This window comes from Ruegeria sp. I3 (assembly GCF_056532525.1).
This window is the reverse complement of the sequence record NZ_JBQFNI010000002.1, coordinates 526,946-549,546: the sequence shown is the minus strand read 5'-3', so window position 1 is coordinate 549,546 and position 22,601 is coordinate 526,946. Positions and strand designations below refer to the sequence as shown.

At 56.6% G+C, this 22,601-nt stretch carries 18 protein-coding genes and 1 tRNA gene; 6 read left to right on the top strand and 13 right to left on the bottom strand.

Annotated elements, in window-relative coordinates:
* Position 1: 1 nt before the first annotated feature.
* Both alaS and recA read right to left on the bottom strand, forming a co-directional pair.
* Entirely contained in the window at positions 2 to 2,674 is a 2,673-nt protein-coding gene (gene alaS / locus ACR0L9_RS07050) for an alanine--tRNA ligase (protein WP_480895412.1), read from the bottom strand.
* A 180-nt stretch (positions 2,675 to 2,854) separates the two neighbouring features.
* A complete protein-coding gene (recA, locus tag ACR0L9_RS07045) occupies positions 2,855 to 3,919 on the bottom strand; it encodes a recombinase RecA (RefSeq protein ID WP_170595572.1) in 1,065 nt (354 codons plus the stop codon).
* Between the two features lie 322 nt (positions 3,920 to 4,241).
* On the opposite strand from recA, the gene ACR0L9_RS07040 reads away from it, so the two are divergent.
* A complete protein-coding gene (locus ACR0L9_RS07040) occupies positions 4,242 to 4,703 on the top strand; it encodes a gamma-glutamyl kinase (protein WP_480790381.1) in 462 nt (153 codons plus the stop codon).
* A 5-nt stretch (positions 4,704 to 4,708) separates the two neighbouring features.
* Here ACR0L9_RS07040 and ACR0L9_RS07035 read toward each other — a convergent pair whose 3' ends face one another.
* The 3 genes from ACR0L9_RS07035 to guaB all read right to left on the bottom strand — a co-directional run bounded on the left by ACR0L9_RS07035 (position 4,709) and on the right by guaB (position 9,776).
* Positions 4,709 to 7,000 carry an ATP-binding protein gene (locus ACR0L9_RS07035; RefSeq protein WP_480895322.1) on the bottom strand — a complete coding sequence of 764 codons (2,292 nt, stop codon included), beginning with the start codon at positions 6,998 to 7,000 and terminating at the stop codon, positions 4,709 to 4,711.
* Between the two features lie 103 nt (positions 7,001 to 7,103).
* Entirely contained in the window at positions 7,104 to 8,267 is a 1,164-nt protein-coding gene (locus ACR0L9_RS07030) for an RsmB/NOP family class I SAM-dependent RNA methyltransferase (RefSeq protein WP_480895321.1), read from the bottom strand.
* Positions 8,268 to 8,327: 60 nt separating this feature from the next.
* Entirely contained in the window at positions 8,328 to 9,776 is a 1,449-nt protein-coding gene (guaB, locus tag ACR0L9_RS07025) for an IMP dehydrogenase (RefSeq protein WP_170393021.1), read from the bottom strand.
* Positions 9,777 to 9,991: 215 nt separating this feature from the next.
* Between guaB and ACR0L9_RS07020 the strand changes: the two genes are divergently transcribed.
* Both ACR0L9_RS07020 and ACR0L9_RS07015 read left to right on the top strand, forming a co-directional pair.
* Positions 9,992 to 12,037, top strand: coding sequence for an ASKHA domain-containing protein (locus tag ACR0L9_RS07020; protein ID WP_480895320.1), 2,046 nt, complete (start codon positions 9,992 to 9,994; stop codon positions 12,035 to 12,037).
* A gap of 24 nt (positions 12,038 to 12,061) precedes the next feature.
* Entirely contained in the window at positions 12,062 to 12,919 is an 858-nt protein-coding gene (locus tag ACR0L9_RS07015) for a class I SAM-dependent methyltransferase (protein ID WP_480895319.1), read from the top strand.
* A 1-nt stretch (position 12,920) separates the two neighbouring features.
* Here ACR0L9_RS07015 and ACR0L9_RS07010 read toward each other — a convergent pair.
* The 4 genes from ACR0L9_RS07010 to ACR0L9_RS06995 all read right to left on the bottom strand — a co-directional run bounded on the left by ACR0L9_RS07010 (position 12,921) and on the right by ACR0L9_RS06995 (position 15,428).
* Positions 12,921 to 12,994 (bottom strand) — tRNA-Gly (locus ACR0L9_RS07010).
* A 110-nt stretch (positions 12,995 to 13,104) separates the two neighbouring features.
* The gene (locus ACR0L9_RS07005) at positions 13,105 to 14,169 is read right to left on the bottom strand and encodes a methyltetrahydrofolate cobalamin methyltransferase (protein WP_170393018.1); all 1,065 of its coding nucleotides are present in this window, start codon (positions 14,167 to 14,169) and stop codon (positions 13,105 to 13,107) included.
* A 9-nt stretch (positions 14,170 to 14,178) separates the two neighbouring features.
* Positions 14,179 to 15,105, bottom strand: coding sequence for a methylenetetrahydrofolate reductase (locus ACR0L9_RS07000; RefSeq protein ID WP_170393017.1), 927 nt, complete (start codon positions 15,103 to 15,105; stop codon positions 14,179 to 14,181).
* 26 nt (positions 15,106 to 15,131) lie between these two features.
* The gene (locus ACR0L9_RS06995) at positions 15,132 to 15,428 is read right to left on the bottom strand and encodes a virulence factor (RefSeq protein WP_170393016.1); all 297 of its coding nucleotides are present in this window, start codon (positions 15,426 to 15,428) and stop codon (positions 15,132 to 15,134) included.
* 241 nt (positions 15,429 to 15,669) lie between these two features.
* Between ACR0L9_RS06995 and ACR0L9_RS06990 the strand changes: the two genes are divergently transcribed.
* The gene (locus tag ACR0L9_RS06990) at positions 15,670 to 16,782 is read left to right on the top strand and encodes a Ppx/GppA phosphatase family protein (protein ID WP_170393015.1); all 1,113 of its coding nucleotides are present in this window, start codon (positions 15,670 to 15,672) and stop codon (positions 16,780 to 16,782) included.
* The gene (locus ACR0L9_RS06985; RefSeq protein WP_170393014.1) at positions 16,782 to 17,498 is read left to right on the top strand and encodes an RlmE family RNA methyltransferase; all 717 of its coding nucleotides are present in this window, start codon (positions 16,782 to 16,784) and stop codon (positions 17,496 to 17,498) included. The genes ACR0L9_RS06990 and ACR0L9_RS06985 overlap by 1 nt, the downstream gene beginning before the upstream one ends.
* A gap of 6 nt (positions 17,499 to 17,504) precedes the next feature.
* Here ACR0L9_RS06985 and ACR0L9_RS06980 read toward each other — a convergent pair whose 3' ends face one another.
* The 3 genes from ACR0L9_RS06980 to ACR0L9_RS06970 form a co-directional block, all read right to left on the bottom strand.
* A complete protein-coding gene (locus ACR0L9_RS06980; protein WP_480895318.1) occupies positions 17,505 to 17,699 on the bottom strand; it encodes a hypothetical protein in 195 nt (64 codons plus the stop codon).
* A gap of 91 nt (positions 17,700 to 17,790) precedes the next feature.
* Positions 17,791 to 19,695, bottom strand: coding sequence for a cytochrome c3 family protein (locus ACR0L9_RS06975; RefSeq protein ID WP_480895411.1), 1,905 nt, complete (start codon positions 19,693 to 19,695; stop codon positions 17,791 to 17,793).
* Positions 19,695 to 20,552 (bottom strand): YihY/virulence factor BrkB family protein, encoded by an 858-nt coding sequence (locus tag ACR0L9_RS06970; RefSeq protein ID WP_170393012.1) that lies wholly within the window; start codon positions 20,550 to 20,552, stop codon positions 19,695 to 19,697. The genes ACR0L9_RS06975 and ACR0L9_RS06970 overlap by 1 nt, the downstream gene beginning before the upstream one ends.
* 158 nt (positions 20,553 to 20,710) lie before the next feature.
* On the opposite strand from ACR0L9_RS06970, the gene ACR0L9_RS06965 reads away from it, so the two are divergent.
* Positions 20,711 to 21,802, top strand: coding sequence for an AI-2E family transporter (locus ACR0L9_RS06965; protein WP_170421749.1), 1,092 nt, complete (start codon positions 20,711 to 20,713; stop codon positions 21,800 to 21,802).
* A 7-nt stretch (positions 21,803 to 21,809) separates the two neighbouring features.
* Here ACR0L9_RS06965 and ACR0L9_RS06960 read toward each other — a convergent pair whose 3' ends face one another.
* A complete protein-coding gene (locus ACR0L9_RS06960) occupies positions 21,810 to 22,490 on the bottom strand; it encodes a Crp/Fnr family transcriptional regulator (protein WP_223118021.1) in 681 nt (226 codons plus the stop codon).
* Positions 22,491 to 22,601: the final 111 nt, after the last annotated feature.

Genomic DNA, 22,601 nt, shown 5'->3' with positions numbered 1-22,601 from the left:
CTTATCCTCCCAAAACCTGTTCAGCCGCCTTGATTGCAGCCTCTGCATTCGAGGCATCCTTGCCCCCACCCTGTGCCATGTCAGGCCGTCCACCACCGCCCTTGCCGCCAAGTTCAGTCACCGCCGCGCGGACCAGATCCACCGCAGATACCGTGTCTGTCAGGTCCGAAGTGACACCCGCTGCGACGGCCGCTTTGCCCCCTGTATCAGCAATCAATAATACTGCGCCCGTACCCAGACGGCTTTTGTGCTCATCAATCAACGCAGGCAGGTCCTTTCCGGAAACACCCGTGAGCGACTGCGCAAAGAACGCCACACCGTTCACATCGCGCGCTTCAGCGCCACTGCCCTGTCCCGCACCTCCGGCCATCGCCAGATCGCGGCGCAACTGCGCAACTTCGTTCTGCAGCGATTTACGCTCGTCCAACAGAGTCTTCACACGTGCCACAACGTCGTCCGGCTGGGCTTTCAACTCAAGCGCAATCGCTGAAAGGCGATGATCTTGTTTCGACAGATACTTAAATGCGTCATCACCGGTCAAAGCTTCGATCCGCCGCACGCCCGCGCTGCTGGCACTGTCGCCCAACACGACGAAGGTTCCGATATCACCGGTCTGGCGCACATGGGTACCGCCACACAGTTCAATCGACCAAGTTTCGCCATCCTGGCCTTTGCCGGTGGGTGCTTTGCCCATCGAAACCACGCGCACCTCATCCCCGTATTTCTCACCGAACAGAGCTTGAGCACCCAGTTCACGGGCGTCATCCGGTGTCATAATCCTGGTTTCCACGGTTGAGTTTTGGCGGATGAATGCGTTCACCTCTCGCTCAACTTTCTGCACTTCTTCCAGTGTCAGAGCCTTGGAATGGCTGAAATCGAACCGCAAACGATCTGATGCGTTGAGCGACCCGCGCTGCGCCACGTGATCACCCAATGTCTCACGCAGGGCTTCATGCAGAAGGTGCGTCGCGGAGTGGTTGGCACGAATGGCCGTGCGGCGCGCGTGATCGACTTCCAGCTCAACTGCGTCACCTTTTGAGATCGCCCCATGATCAATCGTGACCTTGTGAGCATAGACTTTGCCATCAGCAAACTTTCTGGTGTCTTCAACACGGGCGATATCGTCGCGCTCATCCAGCCTGCGAATTTCACCGGTGTCGCCGACCTGGCCACCGGCCTCGCCATAGAACGGTGTCTGGTTGACTACGACCCAGCCGGTACCACCCTTCTCGATCTTGTCGACCAATGCACCATCGACCACCAACGCAGCGACCTGCCCTTCGGCCTTTTCAGTATCGTAGCCAAGGAAATCGGTCGCACCGGCCGCATCCAGCACATCGAACCAAACCACCTGATCGGCAGATTCGCCAGACCCGGCCCACGCCGCGCGAGCCTTGGCTTTTTGTTCGGCCATGGCCACGTCAAATCCATCGGTGTCGACGGTTCGACCTTTCTCGCGCAGCGCATCCTGCGTCAGATCAAGCGGGAAACCATAGGTATCATACAGTTTGAACGCCGCGTCTCCGGGTAGTGGATCGCCTTCAGGTAGGCCCGAGACTTCCTCATCCAACAGCTTCAAACCGCGATCCAAAGTTTGCTTGAACCGAGTTTCCTCAAGCAGCAGTGTCTCTTCGATCAGTGGCTGCGCCTGACCAAGCTCTGAATATTGCGCACCCATCAATTGCACCAGCGTGGGTACCAGGCGGTGCATCACCGGATCTTTGGCCCCCAACAGATGCGCATGGCGCATCGCGCGGCGCATGATACGGCGCAGAACATACCCTCGCCCATCATTTGACGGCATCACACCATCCGCGATCAGGAACGAAGTTGAACGCAAGTGGTCCGCAATCACGCGATGATGCACGTTTTGATCCCCATAAGGATCAACACCGGTCGCATCCGCGGAGGCTTCGATCAGCGTTTTGAACAGATCGGTGTCATAATTGTCGTGGCTGCCTTGCAGCAACGCTCCAATGCGTTCCAATCCCATGCCGGTGTCGATCGACTGCATGTCGAGTTCGACCATCGAGCCGTCTTCGAACTGTTCGTTCTGCATGAAAACGATGTTCCAGATTTCGATGAACCGATCACCATCTTCCTCAGCCGAACCCGGAGGCCCACCCCAGATGTGATCACCGTGGTCATAGAAAATCTCGGTGCACGGGCCGCAGGGGCCGGTAGGGCCCATTTGCCAGAAATTGTCATTGGTAGCGATGCGGATGATCCGGTCTTCAGGGACACCAACCTTTTTCCAGATTTCAAATGCCTCATCATCGGTGTGATAGACAGTGGCCAACAGACGGTTCTTATCGATACCAAACTCTTTGGTGATCAGTTCCCAAGCGAACGGTATCGCCTCATGCTTAAAGTAATCCCCGAATGAGAAATTCCCCAGCATTTCAAAGAACGTATGGTGGCGAGCGGTATAGCCCACATTGTCCAGATCGTTGTGTTTGCCGCCTGCACGCACGCATTTCTGTGCAGTGGTAGCACGGCTGTAGTCGCGGGTTTCGACGCCAGTAAACAGATTCTTGAACTGAACCATACCCGAGTTGACGAACATCAGTGTCGGATCATTGCGCGGAACCAGCGGGCTGGACGCAACCACTTCGTGCCCCTGCTTGGCAAAGTAGTTCAGGAAGGTAGATCGAATGTCGTTCAGCGTTGGCATAAGGCTCTCTCGGCGCGCAGTCGTTATGGTCAGCAAAGGTTTAGCCCCACCCCCCGAGAGTGTCCACAGCATTGGCCCATCCGAAACGAAACAAGGCGGCCCCGAGGGGCCACCCTGTTCCAGATATTTTAGCACTACCGGGGTGCCGGGGGATTTCTTCGGTTCCCCCTCAGGCACGCTTTAAGCTTCGAGGATGTCATCCTCTTCCGTTTCGGGTGGCATTTCAAAGTCTAACCCATGCGCGGCACGTATTTTGTCTTCGATCTCGAGCGCCGCACGGGAATTGTCACGCAGATATTGCTTGGCATTCTCACGCCCCTGCCCGATCCGCTCATCACCATAGCTAAACCACGAACCCGACTTTTCGACCACACCGGCCTTGACGCCCAGATCCAGAAGCTCACCCATTTTGCTGATGCCTTCGCCATACATGATGTCGAATTCCACCTGCTTGAACGGCGGTGCCACCTTGTTCTTGACGACCTTGACGCGGGTCTGGTTGCCCACAACTTCGTCCCGATCCTTGATCGCACCGATACGGCGAATATCCAGACGGACCGAGCTGTAGAATTTCAACGCATTACCACCGGTAGTGGTTTCCGGGCTGCCAAACATCACACCGATCTTCATCCTGATCTGGTTTATGAAGATCACCATGCAGTTCGAGCGATTGATCGAGCCGGTCAGCTTGCGCATCGCCTGGCTCATCAGCCGGGCCTGAACACCCACGCTGCTGTCACCCATGTCGCCTTCCAACTCGGATTTCGGCGTCAGCGCCGCAACCGAGTCGACCACGACCATGTTCACGGCCCCCGACCGCACCAAGGTGTCGGTGATCTCAAGTGCCTGCTCGCCGGTGTCGGGCTGAGAGATCAGCAATTCATCCAGATCCACACCCAGCTTGCGCGCATATTGAGGGTCCAGTGCATGTTCTGCGTCGACGAACGCGCAGACTCCGCCGCGTTTTTGCTGTTCAGCGATGCAGTGCAGCGTCAGCGTGGTCTTACCCGAGCTTTCCGGGCCATAAATCTCGACGATCCGGCCCATCGGCAAGCCGCCGATCCCCAGAGCGATATCCAAGCCCAGCGATCCGGTCGAACTCGCATCGATATCCTGCTTGGAATCTTCGCCCAACTTCATGATCGAGCCTTTGCCGAACTGCCGTTCGATCTGGGCCAATGCGCTGTCGAGCGCCTTTTGCTTGTCTGCGTTTTTCTTGTCGCTCATCGTCAGAAGATCCGCCATTGTCCTGTCGCCTTCTCTTTTGTCACACCCTTGATCGGGCGGCAATCGCTGCTTTGTTCGCCTCTTGTTCCTTATGAGACCAAAAAGAGAACATTTCAACTAAAACTTATGAAAACTACTTTTCAGCAATTGTGTTAAAGAGTCGTTTACGACAATCTGAGACATGAAAGGCATTGAAGAGAAAAGATAAATGCTTGTTTTCTATGAAAAGCGGCTTGCGCTTCTGTCTGTTCCAAAGACCGGCTCCACCGCGTATCAATCAGCTTTACGCGATCGGGCCGATATCGTCGTGTCCGGACCAACAGACCTGAAACATGCGAACATGCGCCGCTATGATCGTTTCTTCCAGACCATGTTTCGCAAGATGTTTGATGCAGAAATGGACGTCATGGCCATAGTGCGCGAACCTGTCGATTGGTTGGGAAGTTGGTATCGATATCGAACGCGCGCCGAATTGGCAGGTCATCCGCATTCCACAAAAGGTTTAAGCTTCGAGGCATTCCTTGACGCCTATATGCAAAACCCCCGCCCGGCCTACGCAAATGTGGGATGCCAAACCGATTTTTTGCAACCCCGCAGTAACGGTAAAGGTGTTGCGCATATCTTCAAATATGACAGCCAGCAAAAGATACTGGATTTCCTTCAGAATCGGCTGGAATGTAAAATCGATCTACCACGAGAGAACGTCTCGCCCGCTTGCCCGATGGACTTCTCAAAACAAACTGAACTCCGGTTCCAATCATTGAACGCCGCAGAATACGCATTGTATCGTGCTGCCGAATAGCGTTTTCAATTCATTTGCTGAAACACCGCTTCGGTCAGCTGGGTCAACGAAAACGGCTTGGGCAGGAAGGTGGAATTTTCGATCTGAGGACCAGATTCGCCGAACGCCCCTTCAGTATAGCCTGACATGAAGACCACCCGCACGTCAGGCCGTGTTTTCATGGCCTCGCGCACCCAGGTCGGGCCGTCCATTCCGGGCATGACGACATCGGTAACAAAAACATCCACCAGCAAATTGGGGTCGTCCAACAATTGCAGCGCATCTTCGGCTGATTCAGCTTCAAGCACAGTGTAGCCCTTCAAGCGAAGCGCCCGCGTCGCGAAGGCGCGCACCGGGGCTTCGTCTTCGACCAACAAAACCACGCCTTCACCCAATCGGGAACTTTGCACCTCTGAGGTATCGGGGGCCTCAGGCTCCGATTCTTGGACCCGGGAACTCACAGGCAAGAGCACGGTGAATTCCGTTCCCCGGTCCTGCACACTGTCGACAAATATGAAACCACCAGTCTGTTTTACGATCCCGTAAACAGTCGATAGCCCCAGCCCCGTCCCCTCGCCTGTGCGTTTGGTCGTATAAAATGGCTCAAACACTTTTTGCAGTTTGTCTGCAGGAATCCCGATGCCGCTATCGATGACTTTGACCGTAACATATTCTCCCGGCTGTACCGTAGCCCGATCGCGCGTGATCGATTGATCCAATGTCACTACTTCGGTCTCGATCCGAATCTCCCCACCCTCGGGCATCGCATCACGCGCATTGACGACCAGGTTCATCAAGACCTGCTCTAACTGGCGCTTGTCCGCGCAGACGGATTTGAGCACCGGATCATGACTGAGCGTCAGGCGGACCTTCTCGCCCACAAGACGGTTTAGCAAATGGATAAGGTCTGAAATCGTATCTCGCAGATCCAGCACCTCGGGCCGGAGCGTTTGTTTGCGCGAAAAGGCCAGAAGCTGGCTGACCAACGCTGCAGCACGGTTGGCGTTCTGATTGATCTGTATAAGATCGCCGTAATTCGGGTCATCTTGGTCATGGCGCAACAGCAACAGATCACAATGCCCCGAAATCGCCGTCAGCAAGTTATTGAAATCATGTGCGACCCCGCCAGCCAATTGCCCAACGGCTTGCATCTTCTGGCCTTGAACAAACTGCGCCTCCATCGTTTTCAGTTCGGTGGCATCGTTCAGAACCGCAATAAGACAGACCTGACCATCCCTGAGAATCCGTGACAGCGTAACTTGCACAAATACCTCTTTGTCCTTGCGCACCAAACGCAGGAATTCAGACCGCGGTGCTGCGCCTTGTTCGGCAGCACTCGCCAGCCAGTCCCTGATCGGATAGCCGAGCCCCTGCATCATGCTTTCGATATTCGTCCGCCCCGGTTGGATCTCACCGACCAATTCAACCGCGAGGTGGTTTGCTTCGCTAACATCTCCATCGGGAGACATGCACATGATCGCAACTGGCAAATCTGCAAATGATGTCGTGTGCTGCGGTCCTTCAGCGTGCTGCAGCGGCGTTAAAAGCAACTCACGCACAATACCGCTGTGCCTTAGCGTTGTGACAGTGAATGGTGCTTCGGTTTCCCCGGTTTTAATCTGTATGATGCTACCATCAACTGCACCGCCAGCTTGAACCATCGGCTTGAGGCATGTGGGAATCTGACCAAAAAGTTCGATTGCCGCATCATTGGCATCCAGCACCACGTCATTTCGTCCGACCGTCAGAACCGGCCGCTGCACGCTGCGCCAGATCTGGGGTGCATCTATTCTAAAACGCCAGCAAAACCGATTTTCACCCAGCTTTGAAACAGACACGGGTATTGTTTGTCCGCGCGTGACAACATCTTCTTCCCAAAAGCCCCGTTTCAGGGCATGAGACTGCAAACGCAACAGCACCGCCGACGGGTTTGCAAATACGGTACGCAGAGACTCATCTAGTCGCGTACCCGCGTTCCGAATAAGACGCGCATTGGCCTGAGCGTTTGCAACTAGCACCTCGCCCGTCGCATCCGAAATGACACAGGCATCGGTTTCTTGCTCTAGAAAACCCGTCATCGCAGCGTATGTTTGCGCTTCGATCTGATTCAATATCCAAGCACGCGCCAATGCAAAGACCACTACTACCAGGAAGGACAAGCCAACGGCTGCGACCCCGGCACTTAACCGTGGCGGCAAGACGTCAAAGAAGGAAAGTACGCTCAATAAAATGGCGATCAATGCCAGTGAGGCATAGCGCCCACGATCAATGCCCCATCCACTTGATCGAGAGGGGGTAAATTCAGATTGAATAGACATAAACAGCCCGGATTATTACAATTTCTGATCAATATCTGCCTGCAATGGTTAATTGCTGCTTAATGATCAGTGACATAAACTTCTTAAGGTTGTGTTTTAAAGTTTATATTCGCGTCAAGTGTGCTGTAAAAAATCCATCGGTCCCGTGTGAAACCAGCCACGTTTTGCGGTATCCGCACTGCCATTCGGGATTGCTGGCCAAGAATCCATCAATAATGTCGTCGTTTTCAATCGCCAGCATCGAGCAGGTCGCATAAGCAAGCACGCCTTTGGGCGCAACGAGAGGTGATACGTCTCGTAGAATAGCGGCCTGAATCTGCGTCAGCTCGTCCAAGCGCTCCGGTGTAAGCGCCCATTTCCCTGCCGGTGCGCGGCGCCACGATCCGCTGCCGGAACATGGCACATCTGTCAAAACCACATCGAACGGGGCCTGACCGGTGATTTGGCCTGTGGTCAGGATCTTGACATCCGCGCCCGCCCTTGCCGCGCGCGCTGGCAAGTCGCGCATACGGTTGGGATTGGCATCATGGGCAAAGACCTGAACACCCATATCCGTAGCCGCTAAAGCAAGGGACTTGCCTCCGCCACCCGCACAATAGTCCAGGACACGCATGCCTGGCTGTAAATCAAGCGCGGCAACAACCGCCTGGCTTGCGGCATCCTGCAACTCAACCAGCCCATCTGTATACGGACCGCTCTGAGATATCTTGCGTGCGCCCTCGGTAACTTCCAATGCAGTATCGCAGGCCGGATGTGGATGCGCCGTGATCTCCTCGGCAGCCAGTCGTTGAATGGCTGTAGGCAGGTCAGTTTTCAGCAGGTTGACCCTCAGATGAATCGGAGCGCGCGATTGTAGCGCGGCTGCGGCAAGTTCAGCTTCGTCCTTCAACGCGGCCTGAAATTGGGGCCACAACCATTCGGGGATATCCAGACGTTCTGCGTCGCTCTGAAATGACCTGGGTTGGTCAGCCTCGGTTACCTCTGCAGGTGCATATCGCGCGCCCGAAAATACTGACGTTAGGTCTGAGCCCAAGGATCGGGCGGCACCGATCATCAGGCCGCGCCCCGTCTCGGATCCACCGAGCGCCGAGAAGGATCGCTTGCACCGCAATGCATCAAACACATGATCCCGGATCGCAGCGCGATCCTTAGATCCCGCGAACCGACTGCGTCGAGCCCAGCCGGTCAACGCCTTCTCGACCGGTGCACCGGCAAGAATGTCATCGAGGATCTCGATCGAGGCCTGTACCCGAGCAGCAGGTGTCATCGCGTTTTCCGTTCGTCTACACGATCAATTTCGAGAGACCCCCTGAAGGGTCTCACAAACTTACATCACGCGATAATTGGGGCTTTCCCGTGTGATCTGAACGTCATGCACATGGCTTTCCTTCAAACCTGCGCCAGTGATTTTGACAAAGTTGCAGTTCTGGCGCATCTCATCGACGGTGGCACAACCGGTATAGCCCATCGCCGCGCGCAAACCTCCAACCAGTTGGTGCACAACAGCGCTTGCGGACCCTTTGTACGGCACCTGACCTTCGATCCCTTCGGGCACCAGCTTGTCATTCGCGGCGTCCTTCTGGAAATAGCGATCCGCCGAGCCGCGTGCCATCGCACCCAGGCTGCCCATGCCGCGATAGGATTTGAACGAACGTCCTTGATACAGAATGACTTCGCCCGGGCTTTCATCCGTACCAGCGATCATTGAGCCGACCATGGCACAAGACGCACCCGCCGCTATGGCCTTGGCAAAATCGCCCGAGAATTTGATCCCGCCATCCGCGATGACCGGAACATCCCCGGCCGCAGCAGCGCAATCCATGATCGCCGTCAACTGTGGAACCCCAACGCCCGCAACCATCCGTGTTGTGCAGATAGATCCCGGCCCGATGCCCACCTTGATTGCGTCAGCGCCCGCGTCGATCAACGCCTTCGTTGCCTCAGCTGTAGCGACGTTCCCGGCGATGATCTGCACCTCATTCGACAGTGTCTTGGCGCGCTTTACCGCGTCCAGCACCCCCTGCGAATGGCCGTGTGCCGTGTCCACAACGATGATGTCGACGCCTGAATCCACCAGCTGCTCAGACCGCTCAAATCCTGCATCACCAACCGAGGTAGCGGCTGCCACCCTCAGGCGACCCAGGCGGTCTTTGCATGCAGTAGGGTTCAGCACAGCCTGTTCGGTGTCTTTCAGGGTCAGCAAACCGGTCAGCTTGCCACCACCGTCAACAACCAACAGTTTTTCGATCCGGCGCGCGCGCATCAGGCTTTTGGCTTCTTCGAGATCGGCAGGCTCTTGCAGCATCGCCAGATTGTCCGAAGTCATCATCGCGTGGATCGGCGTATCATCCGAGGTTGCAAAGCGCATATCTCGGTTCGTGACGATACCAACGACCCGGCCACTTTCGTCTACCACAGGGAAACCTGTGAAATTATACCGCTCGACCAAAGCCTGCGCATCCGCCAGTGTCTGATCCGCGCGCAACGTCACAGGGTTATAGACGATACCGGATTCGAACCGCTTTACCCGACGAATTTCACGCGCCTGTTCCTCGACTGAGAGGTTCTTGTGCACAACTCCGATCCCTCCGGCTTGTGCCATCGCGATGGCCATGCGCGCTTCGGTCACCGTGTCCATCGCCGAACTGAGCAGCGGGATATTCATAGTGATTTCACGCGTCACGCGTGTGCTCGTATCTGCCGTTGCCGGAAGCACAGAAGATGCGCCCGGAACCAGAAGAACGTCGTCGAAGGTGAGTGCCTCACGAATCTGCATTTGATAACCCCATGCAAAAGCCCGTTTGACGGTGACCCTATTGCATGGATTTCACCAGAGGGAAAGCCCCGAACCCAAGTTGTTTTCCCCTGCGGGCTTCTGCCACGCCCGAAAACGACGCTAGCAATGCAAAACGTGCCGCTGAATGCCCTTTCCCTTTGCGTTCAAACCCATATGTTCGCCGGCATACGCGCGAATACAAAGGCAGGCCATTCATGACCACCGATCCTCTTGTAGTTTTTACCCCGTCCGGCAAACGCGGACACTTTCCCGTTGGCACGCCAATCCTGACGGCAGCGCGCCAGTTGGGTGTCGATCTTGATTCAGTCTGCGGTGGACGCGGTATTTGTTCGAAATGTCAGATCACCCCCAGCTATGGCGAGTTTCCCAAGCATGGCGTGACCGTCTCGGAGGACGCGCTGAGCGAATGGAACGCGGTTGAACAGCGTTATGACGACAAGCGAGGCTTGAAACCCGGGCGCCGTTTGGGCTGTCAGGCCTCGGTTCAGGGTGACGTGGTGATCGACGTGCCTCCTGAAAGCCAGGTTCACCGTCAGGTGGTCCGCAAGGCCGCCGCCGCCCGCGCCATCACCATGGACCCTGCAACACGCCTGTATTTCGTGGTGGTGGAGGAACCCGACATGCACTCGCCCACAGGCGATCTGGAACGGTTAGAACGCGCCTTGTGCGAACAATGGAAGATCGATGCGATTACCGCCGATCTGTCGCTGATGTCCAAGCTGCAGCCAGTGCTTCGCAAAGGGAAATGGGAGGTCACAGTCGCCGTCCACAAAGGCCACAAGGACAACGTGGCCCGTATCGTCGAAATTTGGCCCGGCCTGCACGAACATGGGCTTTACGGTCTGGCTATCGACCTCGGCTCGACCACCATCGCTGCGCACCTGACCGATCTGGAAACCGGTGAAGTCAAGGCTTCTTCCGGCCTGATGAACCCGCAAATTCGTTTCGGCGAAGACCTGATGAGCCGCGTGTCTTACGCCATGATGAATCCCGGTGGCGACAAGGAAATGACCCGGGCCGTGCGCGAAGCGATCAACGATCTGACCACTTCAATCGCTGATGAGGCCGGGATCGATGCCGCTTTGATCGTCGAAACGGTGTTCGTCTGCAATCCGGTCATGCACCACCTTCTGCTGGGTCTGGACCCGGTTGAACTGGGTCAGGCCCCATTTGCGTTGGCAACTTCGGAAAGCATGTCCCTTCCTGCGCATGAGATGGACCTGACCACGATGAATCCACGCGCGCAGGTCTACATCCTGCCGTGTATTGCGGGCCATGTGGGTGCGGACTGCGCTGCCGTTGCCCTATCCGAGGAACCCGGCAAGTCCGACGATCTGGTACTGATCGTGGATGTGGGTACCAATGCGGAAATCTTGCTGGGCAACACCCACCGCGTTCTGGCCTGTTCGTCACCCACCGGCCCCGCATTTGAGGGTGCCCAGATTAGCTCGGGCCAGAGAGCCGCGCCCGGTGCGATTGAACGAATCGAAATCGATCCTGTCACCAAAGAACCGCGTTTCCGCGTGATCGGGTCCGAGAAATGGTCGAATGACGAAGGCTTTGATCAGGACATTGCCACCACGGGCATCACCGGTATCTGCGGCTCAGGCATTATCGAGGCCGTGGCCGAGATGCGCATTGCAGGTCTTCTGGACGAAAGCGGGCTGATCGGCTCGGCCGCGCAGACGGGCACACCGCGTTGCGTTCCCGAAGGCCGCACCAACTCCTATCTGATCCACGACGCCAGCGCCGAGGGCGGTCCGCGTATCACGGTAACTCAGGGTGATATCCGTGCCATCCAGTTGGCTAAATCCGCGCTCTACGCCGGAGCGCGTCTCCTAATGGATGAGATGGAGGTTGACCGTGTGGATCGCGTGGTACTTGCCGGTGCCTTCGGCGCGCATATTTCGACCAAACACGCGATGGTGCTGGGTATGATCCCTGATGCACCGCTCGAGAAGGTCTCCAGCGCGGGTAATGCCGCTGGAACCGGTGCCCGGATCGCGCTGTGTAACATCGGATCGCGGGCCGAGATCGAACGCGTGGTGCGCGAGATCACCAAGGTCGAAACGGCAATCGAACCCAAGTTTCAAGACCATTTCGTCGCCGCCAATGCGATCCCGCACAAAACCGATCCGTTCCCTGAATTGGCCCAGGTCGTCACCCTGCCCGCTCCGTCCTTCAATACCGGCGGCGGGGATGAGGAAAAATCTGGCCGCCGACGCCGCCGGAGGTCATAGTCGCCCCATCCACAGGAGGCGAACATGACATCAGTGAACGAGGAACAGGCGGAATTCTGGGGAAACTCGGAACAAGGCACCAAATGGCTGACCTATGAGGATCAGCTTGACCACGCCTTCGCGCCCGTTCTTGATCTCGTTCTGGACCGGGCCGCCCTGTCGGCGGGTATGCAAGTGCTGGATATCGGATGTGGCACGGGCGTCAGCGCAATCGCTGCCGCCCGCGCGGTAGGGCCGAACGGGCACGTTCTGGCCGCTGACATTTCACAGCCCTTTCTGGACCGCGCAGCCAAACGTGCTGAAAGCGACGGGATACAGACTATCACTTTTCAGCACGCGGATGCGCAAACCTACGCGTTTGAACCCGGACAAATGGATGCCGCAATCTCCCGGTTTGGTGTCATGTTCTTTAGCGACTCGATCGCAGCATTCCGAAACATCGCCTCGGCACTGAAACCCGGTGGGCAAATGACGTTCGCTTCCTGGGGGCCATTGGACGTCAACCCGTGGTTCAAGATACCCCATGTCGCCGCCGTTCGGCGAATGGGTCAACCGCCCCGCGTAGACCGCTATGCGCCCGGGCCGCTGGCGTTCCACGACATCGACCATGTCAAAGGTCTGATGACCCAAGCGGGGCTGTCTGAAATAACCGGCGACGCGATCACAGTGAACCTGACGGGTTTTGGCGGCGTTGAAGGCACGGCGAGGCTGGTGACACGTGTTGGTCCTGCGGGCCGTGTTGTTGCTCATTTCGAAGGGAGTGAGGCTGATACTGACGCTATTCAACAAGCGGTCGCAGAAGAGTTCCGACAGTATCAGTCTGGTTCGGAGATCCTCATCCCGGCGATGATCAACCTCTATCAGGCCCGACGCGCAGAATGATTGGAGCGGGTAGCGGGAATCGAACCCGCGCGTTCAGCTTGGGAAGCTGACAGGCTACCATTACATCATACCCGCCGCTGGGCATTGATTAGCACTGCTCTTTACCGGGGTTCAAGGGTCAACAAACCCTGACGAATCGAAAAGGCCGGATCAAAGATCCGGCCCAATCGATTGTTTTATATACCTTAAGCGCGGCGACGGCGACCGCCGCCACGACGTCCGCGTGCACCCTCGCCTTCGGCTCCGGCCTCAGCGGGTGGTTTGTTGAACCTGATCCACTCACCGCCATGTGCGTCGTTGTTGGTCAGCAGGTTGGCGGCGCGGATGGCCTCCATCTCTTTGCCCGCACGCGGAAGGGTCGAACCCAGACCGAACATCTGTACAAAGGTTTCGTCGTCCATATCCTCGGGCAGAATGATACCGGCGGCAGCAACGGCCTCTTTCTTTTCAGCAATCTTCTTCTGAGTCACCGGCAGAGCCACCGGGTTCATGATCGCTGAAGTCATTCCCGCACCCATTGCCATCGGCAGGAAGGCGTTGTTGATACCGTGACGGTTCGGCAGGCCGAACGAGATGTTGGACGCACCGCATGTGGTGTTCACGCCCAGCTCCTCCCGCAGACGACGGACCAGAGCAAACACCTGCTGGCCAGCAGTTGCCATCGCACCAATCGGCATGACCAGCGGATCGACCACGATGTCATGAGCCGGGATGCCGTGATCGGCTGCACGCTCAACGATGGTTTTGGCGACGGCAAAACGCACATCGGGGTCTTCCGAGATTCCGGTGTCATCGTTCGAGATCGCCACAACGGGTACGTTGTATTTCTTGACCAGTGGCAAAACCAGTTCCAGACGCTCTTCTTCACCGGTGACCGAGTTCAACAGCGGACGACCTTCCGCCGCCTCAAGACCGGCTTCCAAAGCGCCCGGAACCGAGGAATCGATGCAAAGCGGTACATCAACAAGCCCCTGCACCAGCTCGACGATCTTGGTCATCAGCGGCGGCTCGGTCTCGTTCGGGTTGGGGTTCGAGTTGTAGACGACACCTGCGTTGATATCCAGAACGGTCGCGCCTGCAGCGACCTGCGCCAGAGCATCCTTTTCGACTGTCGAGAAATCGCCTGCTTCCAATTCGGCAGCCAGTTTCTTACGGCCCGTTGGGTTGATCCGCTCACCGATAACGCAGAACGGTTCGTCAAAGCCCAGAACGGCAGTTTTTGTTTTTGATTCTACGACTGTACGGGTCATGTCCGTTCCTTAGGAGTTAACCGGCTTTGCCGAAGCGCCGCCGTTGTTGATCGCCCAGTTGGCGTTGGTCTTGATCCCCCCCAGCGGGAAGAAGTGAACCTTGGTGATATTGAAATCCGGGTTGGCCGCTTTGTGATTGGCCAGTTCGGTGACCACATCGGTTGGCTCGTAAGGCAACAGCAGCTTGGACACGTCCATGGCGCGCTTCTGCAGGACTTTCAGCGATGGACCAACGCCGCAGGCGATAGCGAATTTGATCAGCGTCTGCAGCTTCGCCGGGCCCGCGATACCGATATGGATCGGCAGATCAATACCCGCTTCTTTCAGGCTATCTGCCCAAGCGATGATCGGCTTGGCGTCGAACGCAAACTGAGTGGCCAGCGCCATTTCGGCGTCGGTGGTTTCCGAAAACTTCTGCTTCCAGCGCAGCGCGTCATCGACATTCTTGGTCGAGCCGTCGGGATCGATATCCTTGTTGCCTTCGGGGTGACCGGCTACGTGCAGTCGCTTGAACCCCGCCTTGTCGAACAGTCCGGTTTCCAGCAGCTGCATCGAGCTGTCGAAATCACCATGCGGTTTGGCGACCCCACCGGCCAGCAGAAGCGCCTGCTCGACACCCGCTTCACCCTGATACATGGAAATCCAGTTTTCCAGCGTCGCGGCATCCTTGATGATCCGTGCCGGGAAATGCGGCATGACAGGGTAACCTTCGGCCGCGATGCGCTTGGCGGTTTTGACCATGTCTTCGATTGGCGTGCCCTCGATATGGGCGATGTAGACACGGGTGCCTTCTGGCAGCAGCGCGCGGAAATCTTCGACCTTTTCCGCAGTGCGCGGCATCACCTCGATCGAGTAGCCCTGCAAAAAGGCTTCGACGGTCGGGTTCACAGGGCCGTTTTCGACCGCATCACGTTTCTTGAAGTTCAGCAAAGCCATAGCGGCCTCCCATAAAGATCTGGGGCTCATGCCCAACCGTCATTGGCGATCAGGGTCTTGATACGGTCCTGATCGTACTCTGTTTCCAAACGCGCGGCCTCGGCTTCGGCAATTTCGGACGGGTCGCCCTCAACTGCGAAAGGCTCGGCTTTGCGCCACTCGGCCAGATAGGCATCACTATCCTTGGCGTTCACCTTCATTGCGGCCCGGTCAATGGCTTGTTCAAACCGCTCTTCCAACTGCCGCTTAGCGCCACGACGGCCCTTGCCGACGATGACTTGGGCGGGAATATCGCGCCAATATACGATGGTGACGTCAGGCATTACCGTGATTCCTCCTAACCAGATGGACCGGTTCTAAACTTCAATGTGGGTCCAAGTCGGTCGATTTTCGACATACGGCGTATTTGCAGCGACCTTTTTGCCCACGGCTGCATACAGCAGCTTTTAATGCCTTGGTGGCCAAAACCGAACATCAAAATCCTAATGACTTTAATGAGCGTCTTGCGTGATCCAATTGCGCGACCTATGGTCGGGGTAACTCGAAAATCGGAGGGCGTTTAAGATGGCGCCCAAGCGTCCCAGAGGTGCGGGCGCGTTCCCGAAAGCGGTCGAAAGCCCCGCGCCAGCAAGACCCGATCCAGATGCGTTATATGCGGCACTGGATTTGGGGACAAATAGCTGCCGCATGTTGATCGCCCAGCCCAAGGGCAGTGGATTTCATGTGGTGGACAGCTTCTCCAAATCGGTGCAGTTGGGTGCCGGTCTGGAACGAACCGGGCGATTGTCGCGGGCGTCCATGGCACGTACCGTACAGGCGCTGCGGATTTGTCAGCAAAAACTCAAGCGTAACAAGGTCAAGCGCATGCGCTTGATCGCAACCGAGGCTTGCCGTCGCGCCAAGAATTCACGCGATTTCATCCGGCAAGTTAAACGCGAAACCGGCCTGACGCTCGACATCATCCAGCCCGAGGAAGAAGCACGTCTGGCTGTGATTTCCTGTGCACCGCTGGTGTCGACCAAGACCGAGCAATTGTTGGTCGTCGATATCGGCGGCGGCTCAACCGAATTGGTCTGGATCGACATCTCCTCTGTTCCTCGTCGGGATCGGCCTGCCGCGATTATGAGATTGCATAACGGGTTCCACACACCTGAAAGCCCTTTCCCTGCGGCCAAAGTGGTTGATTGGATCAGCGTCCCGCTGGGCGTGGCAACATTGCGTGATCAGTTCAACGACGTCGAAGACGATGCCGCGCGTTTTGCGCTAATGAGCTGGTTTTTCGAAGAAAATCTGGCCGATTTCGCACCTTACAAGGATGAACAGGCCCGCGAAGGGTTTCAGATTGTGGGCACCAGCGGAACGGTGACCACTGTCGCCGCCTCACACCTTGGCCTCAAGCGCTATGACCGGACGAAGGTGGACGGATTGCGGATGACCAGCGATCAGATTGACAAGGTGATACGAGGCTATCTAGAACTCGGCCCTCGTGGGCGCCGCCGTGATCCCCGGATCGGAGAAGATCGGCAGGCCCTGATCATGTCCGGCTCGGCCATCTTGCAGGCGCTGTTGCGCTGCTGGCCCACCGATCGCCTTTCTGTGGCGGACCGTGGGCTGCGCGAGGGTTTGCTTTATGCGCAAATGAGTGCGGACGGTGTATTGGAAGACGGACCGTTCTGATGGCGAAGACACCAACTGGCAAAAGCAACTCGGGTCGCGGGCAACGCGACCTGAAGGTGAAGGTCAAGACCGCGCGCGGGCGCAAGCTCAGCTCGACCCGCTGGTTAGAACGGCAGTTGAACGACCCCTATGTCAAACGCGCGCAGGTCGAAGGCTATCGCGGACGCGCGGCATTCAAGATACTTGAGTTGGACGACAAGTTCCGGTTTCTCGTACCCGGCGCGCGCGTGGTCGATCTGGGATGTGCGCCCGGTGGCTGGCTGCAAGTCGCTGTGAAACGCGTCAATGCACTCGGCGAGAAAAGCGGCAAGCGCATCGGCACCGTCCTGGGGGTTGACCTTCAAGAGGTTGAGCCCGTCGCCGGCGCCACCGCGCATGTCCTTGATTTCATGGAAGATGACGCCGATCAGAAGGTCAAGGACTGGCTGGGTGGCAAAGCGGACGTGGTCATGTCCGACATGGCGGCTGCGTCTTCGGGCCACAAACAGACTGACCACCTGCGGATCATGGCCCTGTGCGAAACGGCGGCTTATTTCGCGTTCGACGTGCTGGAAGAGGGCGGCACCTTCGTTGCCAAGGTGCTTGCTGGCGGGGCTGAGGGGGACCTTCAGAAACTGCTCAAGCAGAAATTCAACAAGGTTGCCAATGTGAAGCCTCCGGCCTCACGTTCTGATAGTTCCGAGAAGTTTGTTGTCGCCACCGGCTTCCGGGGTTAAGCGGCGTTAATCCAGATCGATCTTTCCCGGCGCTATGCTCTGTTTCCGCAGAGACGCTGCAGCTATGCCTTGCAGCAATAGTGCTTCGCCATGATTGATATCGACAGGCTTGCGCGTGCGCAGCTCTTCAATACGCTGGTCAAGCGTTGTTTTACAGGCCGCCGTCAGCGGCTTTGCGAAGGTAGCGGTGCGATCCGGCATACATCACCTGTAGCAATCCGAGTGCTTATACCGGTTGGCTAACCGCAGAATGCGCCGTGAAGATGGCGCAATTCTGCCAGTTCCATGCCAGTTATCTCCCGAGTTCCTGCGCAAGTTGCATTAAGTTCGGATCATCGGGAAGCACTAACAAGGCCTCGTCCAATGTCGCCAGCGCAGCCTGTACACCACGATTGATGTGGGCAAGTTGAACCAGCATCGGCCAAGCCTCAACGCGCTGCGGGTCGAGCGTTACAACCTCTCGGAACGCACGTTCTGCAGCCGGCGCGTTTCTGAGCGTAAGCGCCCAACCACCCAGCACCAAATGGGTCTCAGGAAAGTCCAAACGATTGGAAATGCTACGTTGCCAATCCGCCATGCCCTGCTGCGCGCTTGCGCGTTGGTCTTGCGTCATGGCCTGCGCTGGGATCGATAAGAACTCTTTTGCAGCCGAGATGCGTACATTGCGCATGGGGTCGGATAACAACGGCTCTAACCGCGAAGCGCGCAACTGGGCAGGAACCTGACGCTGCAGTACCGGTCCATTGGCCCGTATCAGTGGGTCCGGATCGGCCAGCAACGGTGCTAGACGCTCGGCAAGATCAGGCGTTGCAAAAGGTTGCAACAAATACAGAGCGGTTGCGCGAACGATACCTGCCTGCCCTTCATCCAGAGCGATCGCGACCAGCGTTTCTGGGTCGTCCAATTGACCACTGCCTGCTGCTGCAAATGTCGTGCCATAATGCGCCACTCTATATGATGATTCCGGGAACCAGAGTTCAATCTGCTGCGCCGCCCAAGACTGATCTTCATCCGCATGGCAATCGGTGCAGGCATCAGTTCCGAGCCCCAGATCAGGGCGGGGAATGCGGAAGCTGTGATCGCGCCTGCCATCTACCCCCATATAGACACGCTCGATCATGTGGCAGTTCTTGCATTGGGCACCCGCAGAATTTTCAGCATGTTGGTGATGCGCGGGCGCGTCATAGTCGGCTTTCCGAAGGGTCGGGAAATCCGGGTTGCCAGCGGGGGAGTGGCATTGGGTACACAACCCATTACCCTCGGCTTTCACCTCAGCCCGGTGCGGATCGTGGCAATTCATACAACCCACCCCTTCTGCATACATGCGCGACTGCAGGAATGAGCCATAAACATAGACCTCGTCCAAAATCTGGCCATCTGGGTGATACAAACCCGGTCGCAGCAACGCCAGGTTATAGGCGTCGTGATACGGCTTGCCGGGAAGCGGATTACCATCTTCCAACGCCTCTCGCCGGGAATGACAGCCGGCGCATTGCTGAATTTCCGCTTCTGTCTGCCCCCTGCCCCATGTCGTAGGGAATCCGAACTCGCTCAAACCGTCTTGCAACACTTTTCCGGTCGTCCACTCCAAATGCGCAGAACCCGGCCCGTGGCAAGCCTCGCACCCGACACCAATTTCGACCTGTGTCGAGTCATAGCGCCTTTCCTCAGAGTCGTAGTTCTTCACATAGCCGGTCGCATGACACTCGGCACAGCGGGCGTTCCAATTTTTGTACGGACCGGTCCAGTGCAGCCCATCATTCGGAGGCAGATCCTGATCCGGGTAAAGGTGGAACCAACGGCCCTTTTCGACGTCCCAAACCACATCAAAACTCTGCAATCGGCCGGGTTCGGTTTCGAAAAGATATTGCTGTAGCGGCGCGATACCAACCACTGAATGGACCGGATAGGTCGTTGTAACGCCGTCTTTTTCGGTGACTTGCGCCGTAAGAGCTCCATCTTGATCCGCAAAGGCCACGCTCATTCCATCATGCGAGAATCGTGTTCCATCGAAATCAGCCTGAACATGGCCGTCCTCCACCTCAGTCCAGGCAAGCGCATGGTATGAGCTTTCCCAGGCTTCGGTTTCTTCCTTATGACAATCCGAGCACGCGTCTGATCCAACATAGTCCTGCGCCTGCGACTGCTGCGCGGTCGCCCAAAGGATCGCGGTCATCACGATAGCGCGGAGATACATCATTGCCCCTCTTCGTTTTGCAAATCGATCAGCGCACCGTTGTATTCGGCCCCGAGGATCAGCATGGCCGAGCATAAGTACAGGAAAATCAGCGCTGCCATTGCCCCTGCAAGCCCGGCATACGTCGCGCTATAGGTCGCAAACTTGGCGATATAGATTGAAAAGCCCCATCCACCTGCAGCCCACAAAGCCAATGTCAGGATTACGCCCGGCAAGATCTGTAGTAGGCTGTGCCGTCTGGTGGGCAAGATCAGATGGGCCAAAAGAACGGTGCCAGCGGGGACAGCCACGGTAAAGGTCCATCGCAGACGATCCACCGACAGCCAGTTGTCCACATCCACTGCCGTCTTTTCCGAAACCAAACGGGTATAGACCGGCAGAACGACTTCGACCGCCGCGATGGCCAGAATGGCAGCACCGCCGATTATGACCAGCACAAAGCACAGCAGTCGGGTCTTCCAGAACGGCCAATTGTCCGTGTCGTGATAGGCCTGCGCCATCGCCTTTCGCACAGCGGCGACTCCGTTTGAGGCAAAGTAGATCGCCAACAAGCCACCCAAAGTGATCACGCCCGAGCCCGCACCGGCCAGAACAGCACGCAGTTCTGAAACGATGGGATCGGCCACGTCTTTGGGCCAGGCGCCAAATATCAGTTCGATCAGTTCATCGGTCACATAGCCCTGTGACAAGGCCCCTGCCAGCGCAACCGTGAACAGAACGAATGGAAACAGGGCCATCATCAACGACATGGCGACGTGGCTGCTCATGACGAAGCCGTTTTTGTCATTAAATCGGCGCACAGCAAGCCAGAGCGCACGCAGGAATTGGCCGAACGAGGGAATCAAAACAGTTGGCATTGCGCTAGCCTAGCCTGCCTTTTCCTTTGGCAGAACCGCCAATCGGATCAGGCCACCGATTTCATGCGTATAACCTTCTGTATGGATTGCATAAACCCGCCAGCCTGTGCAGGATCAATCAAAACACATCCAGGCAGCACTCAGACCAAGGCCATCTTATGACCTCTGACCCAGAAAACAGCCCATCCCGTGCGCGTCCGCAGCTGAGCGTATTGCGGGATGTAGCGATCGTGGCCACGCTAATGGTGCTCGGCCTCTATGCAGGGGCAAACTTTCTGGTGCCGTTGACCATGGCGTTACTGGTCAACGTGCTGATCCTGGCCCTTAGCGACCGGGTCATTGCAGTGACGCGGGTGCCAATCTGGTTGGCGAATGTCGCGGGAGTAACAGTTGTATTGGCCGGTTTGTTCATGATCATGTACATTCTGGGCAGTCAGGCCACGCAATTTGCACGCTCGATCAACACCTACGAAAGCCAGTTTGACGGGGCTGTTCATAGAATTACCGGGTTGGTCGGCAACGATGTCACAAGTTTTATCCGAGACAATCTGGTCAGCATCGATATGTCCTATGTCGCTCGGATATTGCTGGGCAGCGCCACATCACTGCTTAACCAGTTCTTCCTAATCAGCCTCTATGTCGCCTTTCTGATGGCCGAGCGGTTGGCCTTTCGCAAGAAAATCCAGCTTGCCGCCGGCAACCCACGGCTGGGGGCTGACCTGGCCTTGGTTCTGGATGCGATTTCGTACAGCCTGCAGCGATACGTCGGCGTGAAAACATTTATCAGTCTGATCACCGCCACCATCAGCTACGCCGTATTCAAAGCGCTGGGTCTGGAATATGCTGAAACCTGGGCCGTGCTGACTTTCGCCCTGAATTTCATCCCGTCAATCGGTTCGATCATCGCCGTCATCTTTCCCGCAATGATCGCTCTGGTTCAGTTTGAGACGATCGGGCCATTTCTCGTGATCGTTCTGGGGTGCGGCACACTACAGTTTCTAATCGGCAACTTTCTGGATCCGGCTATGCTTGGCCGATCGCTGAACATGTCGACCTTCCTAGTGATTTTGGCATTAACTTTCTGGACTACGGTCTGGGGTCTGATCGGAGCGTTCCTGAGTGTGCCTTTGACCGTCTGCATCCTGATCATCTTCAGCCACATCCCCGCGCTGCGCCCGGTCGCGATCTTGATGTCTTTGGATGGAAGGCTCGGTGAGGATGATCACTCGTCAACAGAACATTCGGCTTGAAAGTCCGTCAACTTTGACAGCTAGCTACGAGGGCGCGTCGATCTTTCAACCTCAGCCGACCATACCCGCCTTCGATCAAGTCTAATTCGATAAGCCTGTGTAATGCTCGGTGAAGCGTTGGCGCAGAGACTGCAATCATAGCCGCCAGCTCTTCCTGCGAAACCGGTATCCAACCCTCTGCATCGGATGTCACCTCATCCAGATGCAGCAGCCTCAAAACCAGCCGTTTCTCGGTGCCGGTCACCGCAAGATTGGCTACGATACGCAGGGCTTTTTGCATGTTTTCATGACTCAAAGCGTAGAAATCCCGAACAAAGTCAGGAGAATCCTGCACTAAGCGTTCTAGCCGCGAGGCCGGAAAGAAAAGCGTCTCGGTTGGCCGAGTCGCTACCACGCTGATCAGCCGATGTGCAGTCGCAAACAACGCGAGATCGCCGATCCAAAAGCCACGTCCCTCTTGGTGTATGACAAATTCCTGACCGTCATCTGCGGGGACGGTGATCTTAACACTACCATCCAATACAGCGTGGATCCCGTTGGCGGGATCACCCTGGACAAACAAAGCTTCGTCAGCACCGTAAGTTCGGCGCACGGCACTGCGTAACAGTGCATCCTGAAAGGCGGGAGATCTGGTTTTGAACCAGGAACTTTCCTGCAGCGCGTCTAGATCAGTTTCAATTAGTGCCATCTATATATTTAAACTTCATCATATGATAAATTTCAATCAGGCTCACTGGCCTACATTACATACACACGAATCCCGCAATCTGGCTATTTTCGCGGGATATCCAATGCTTAA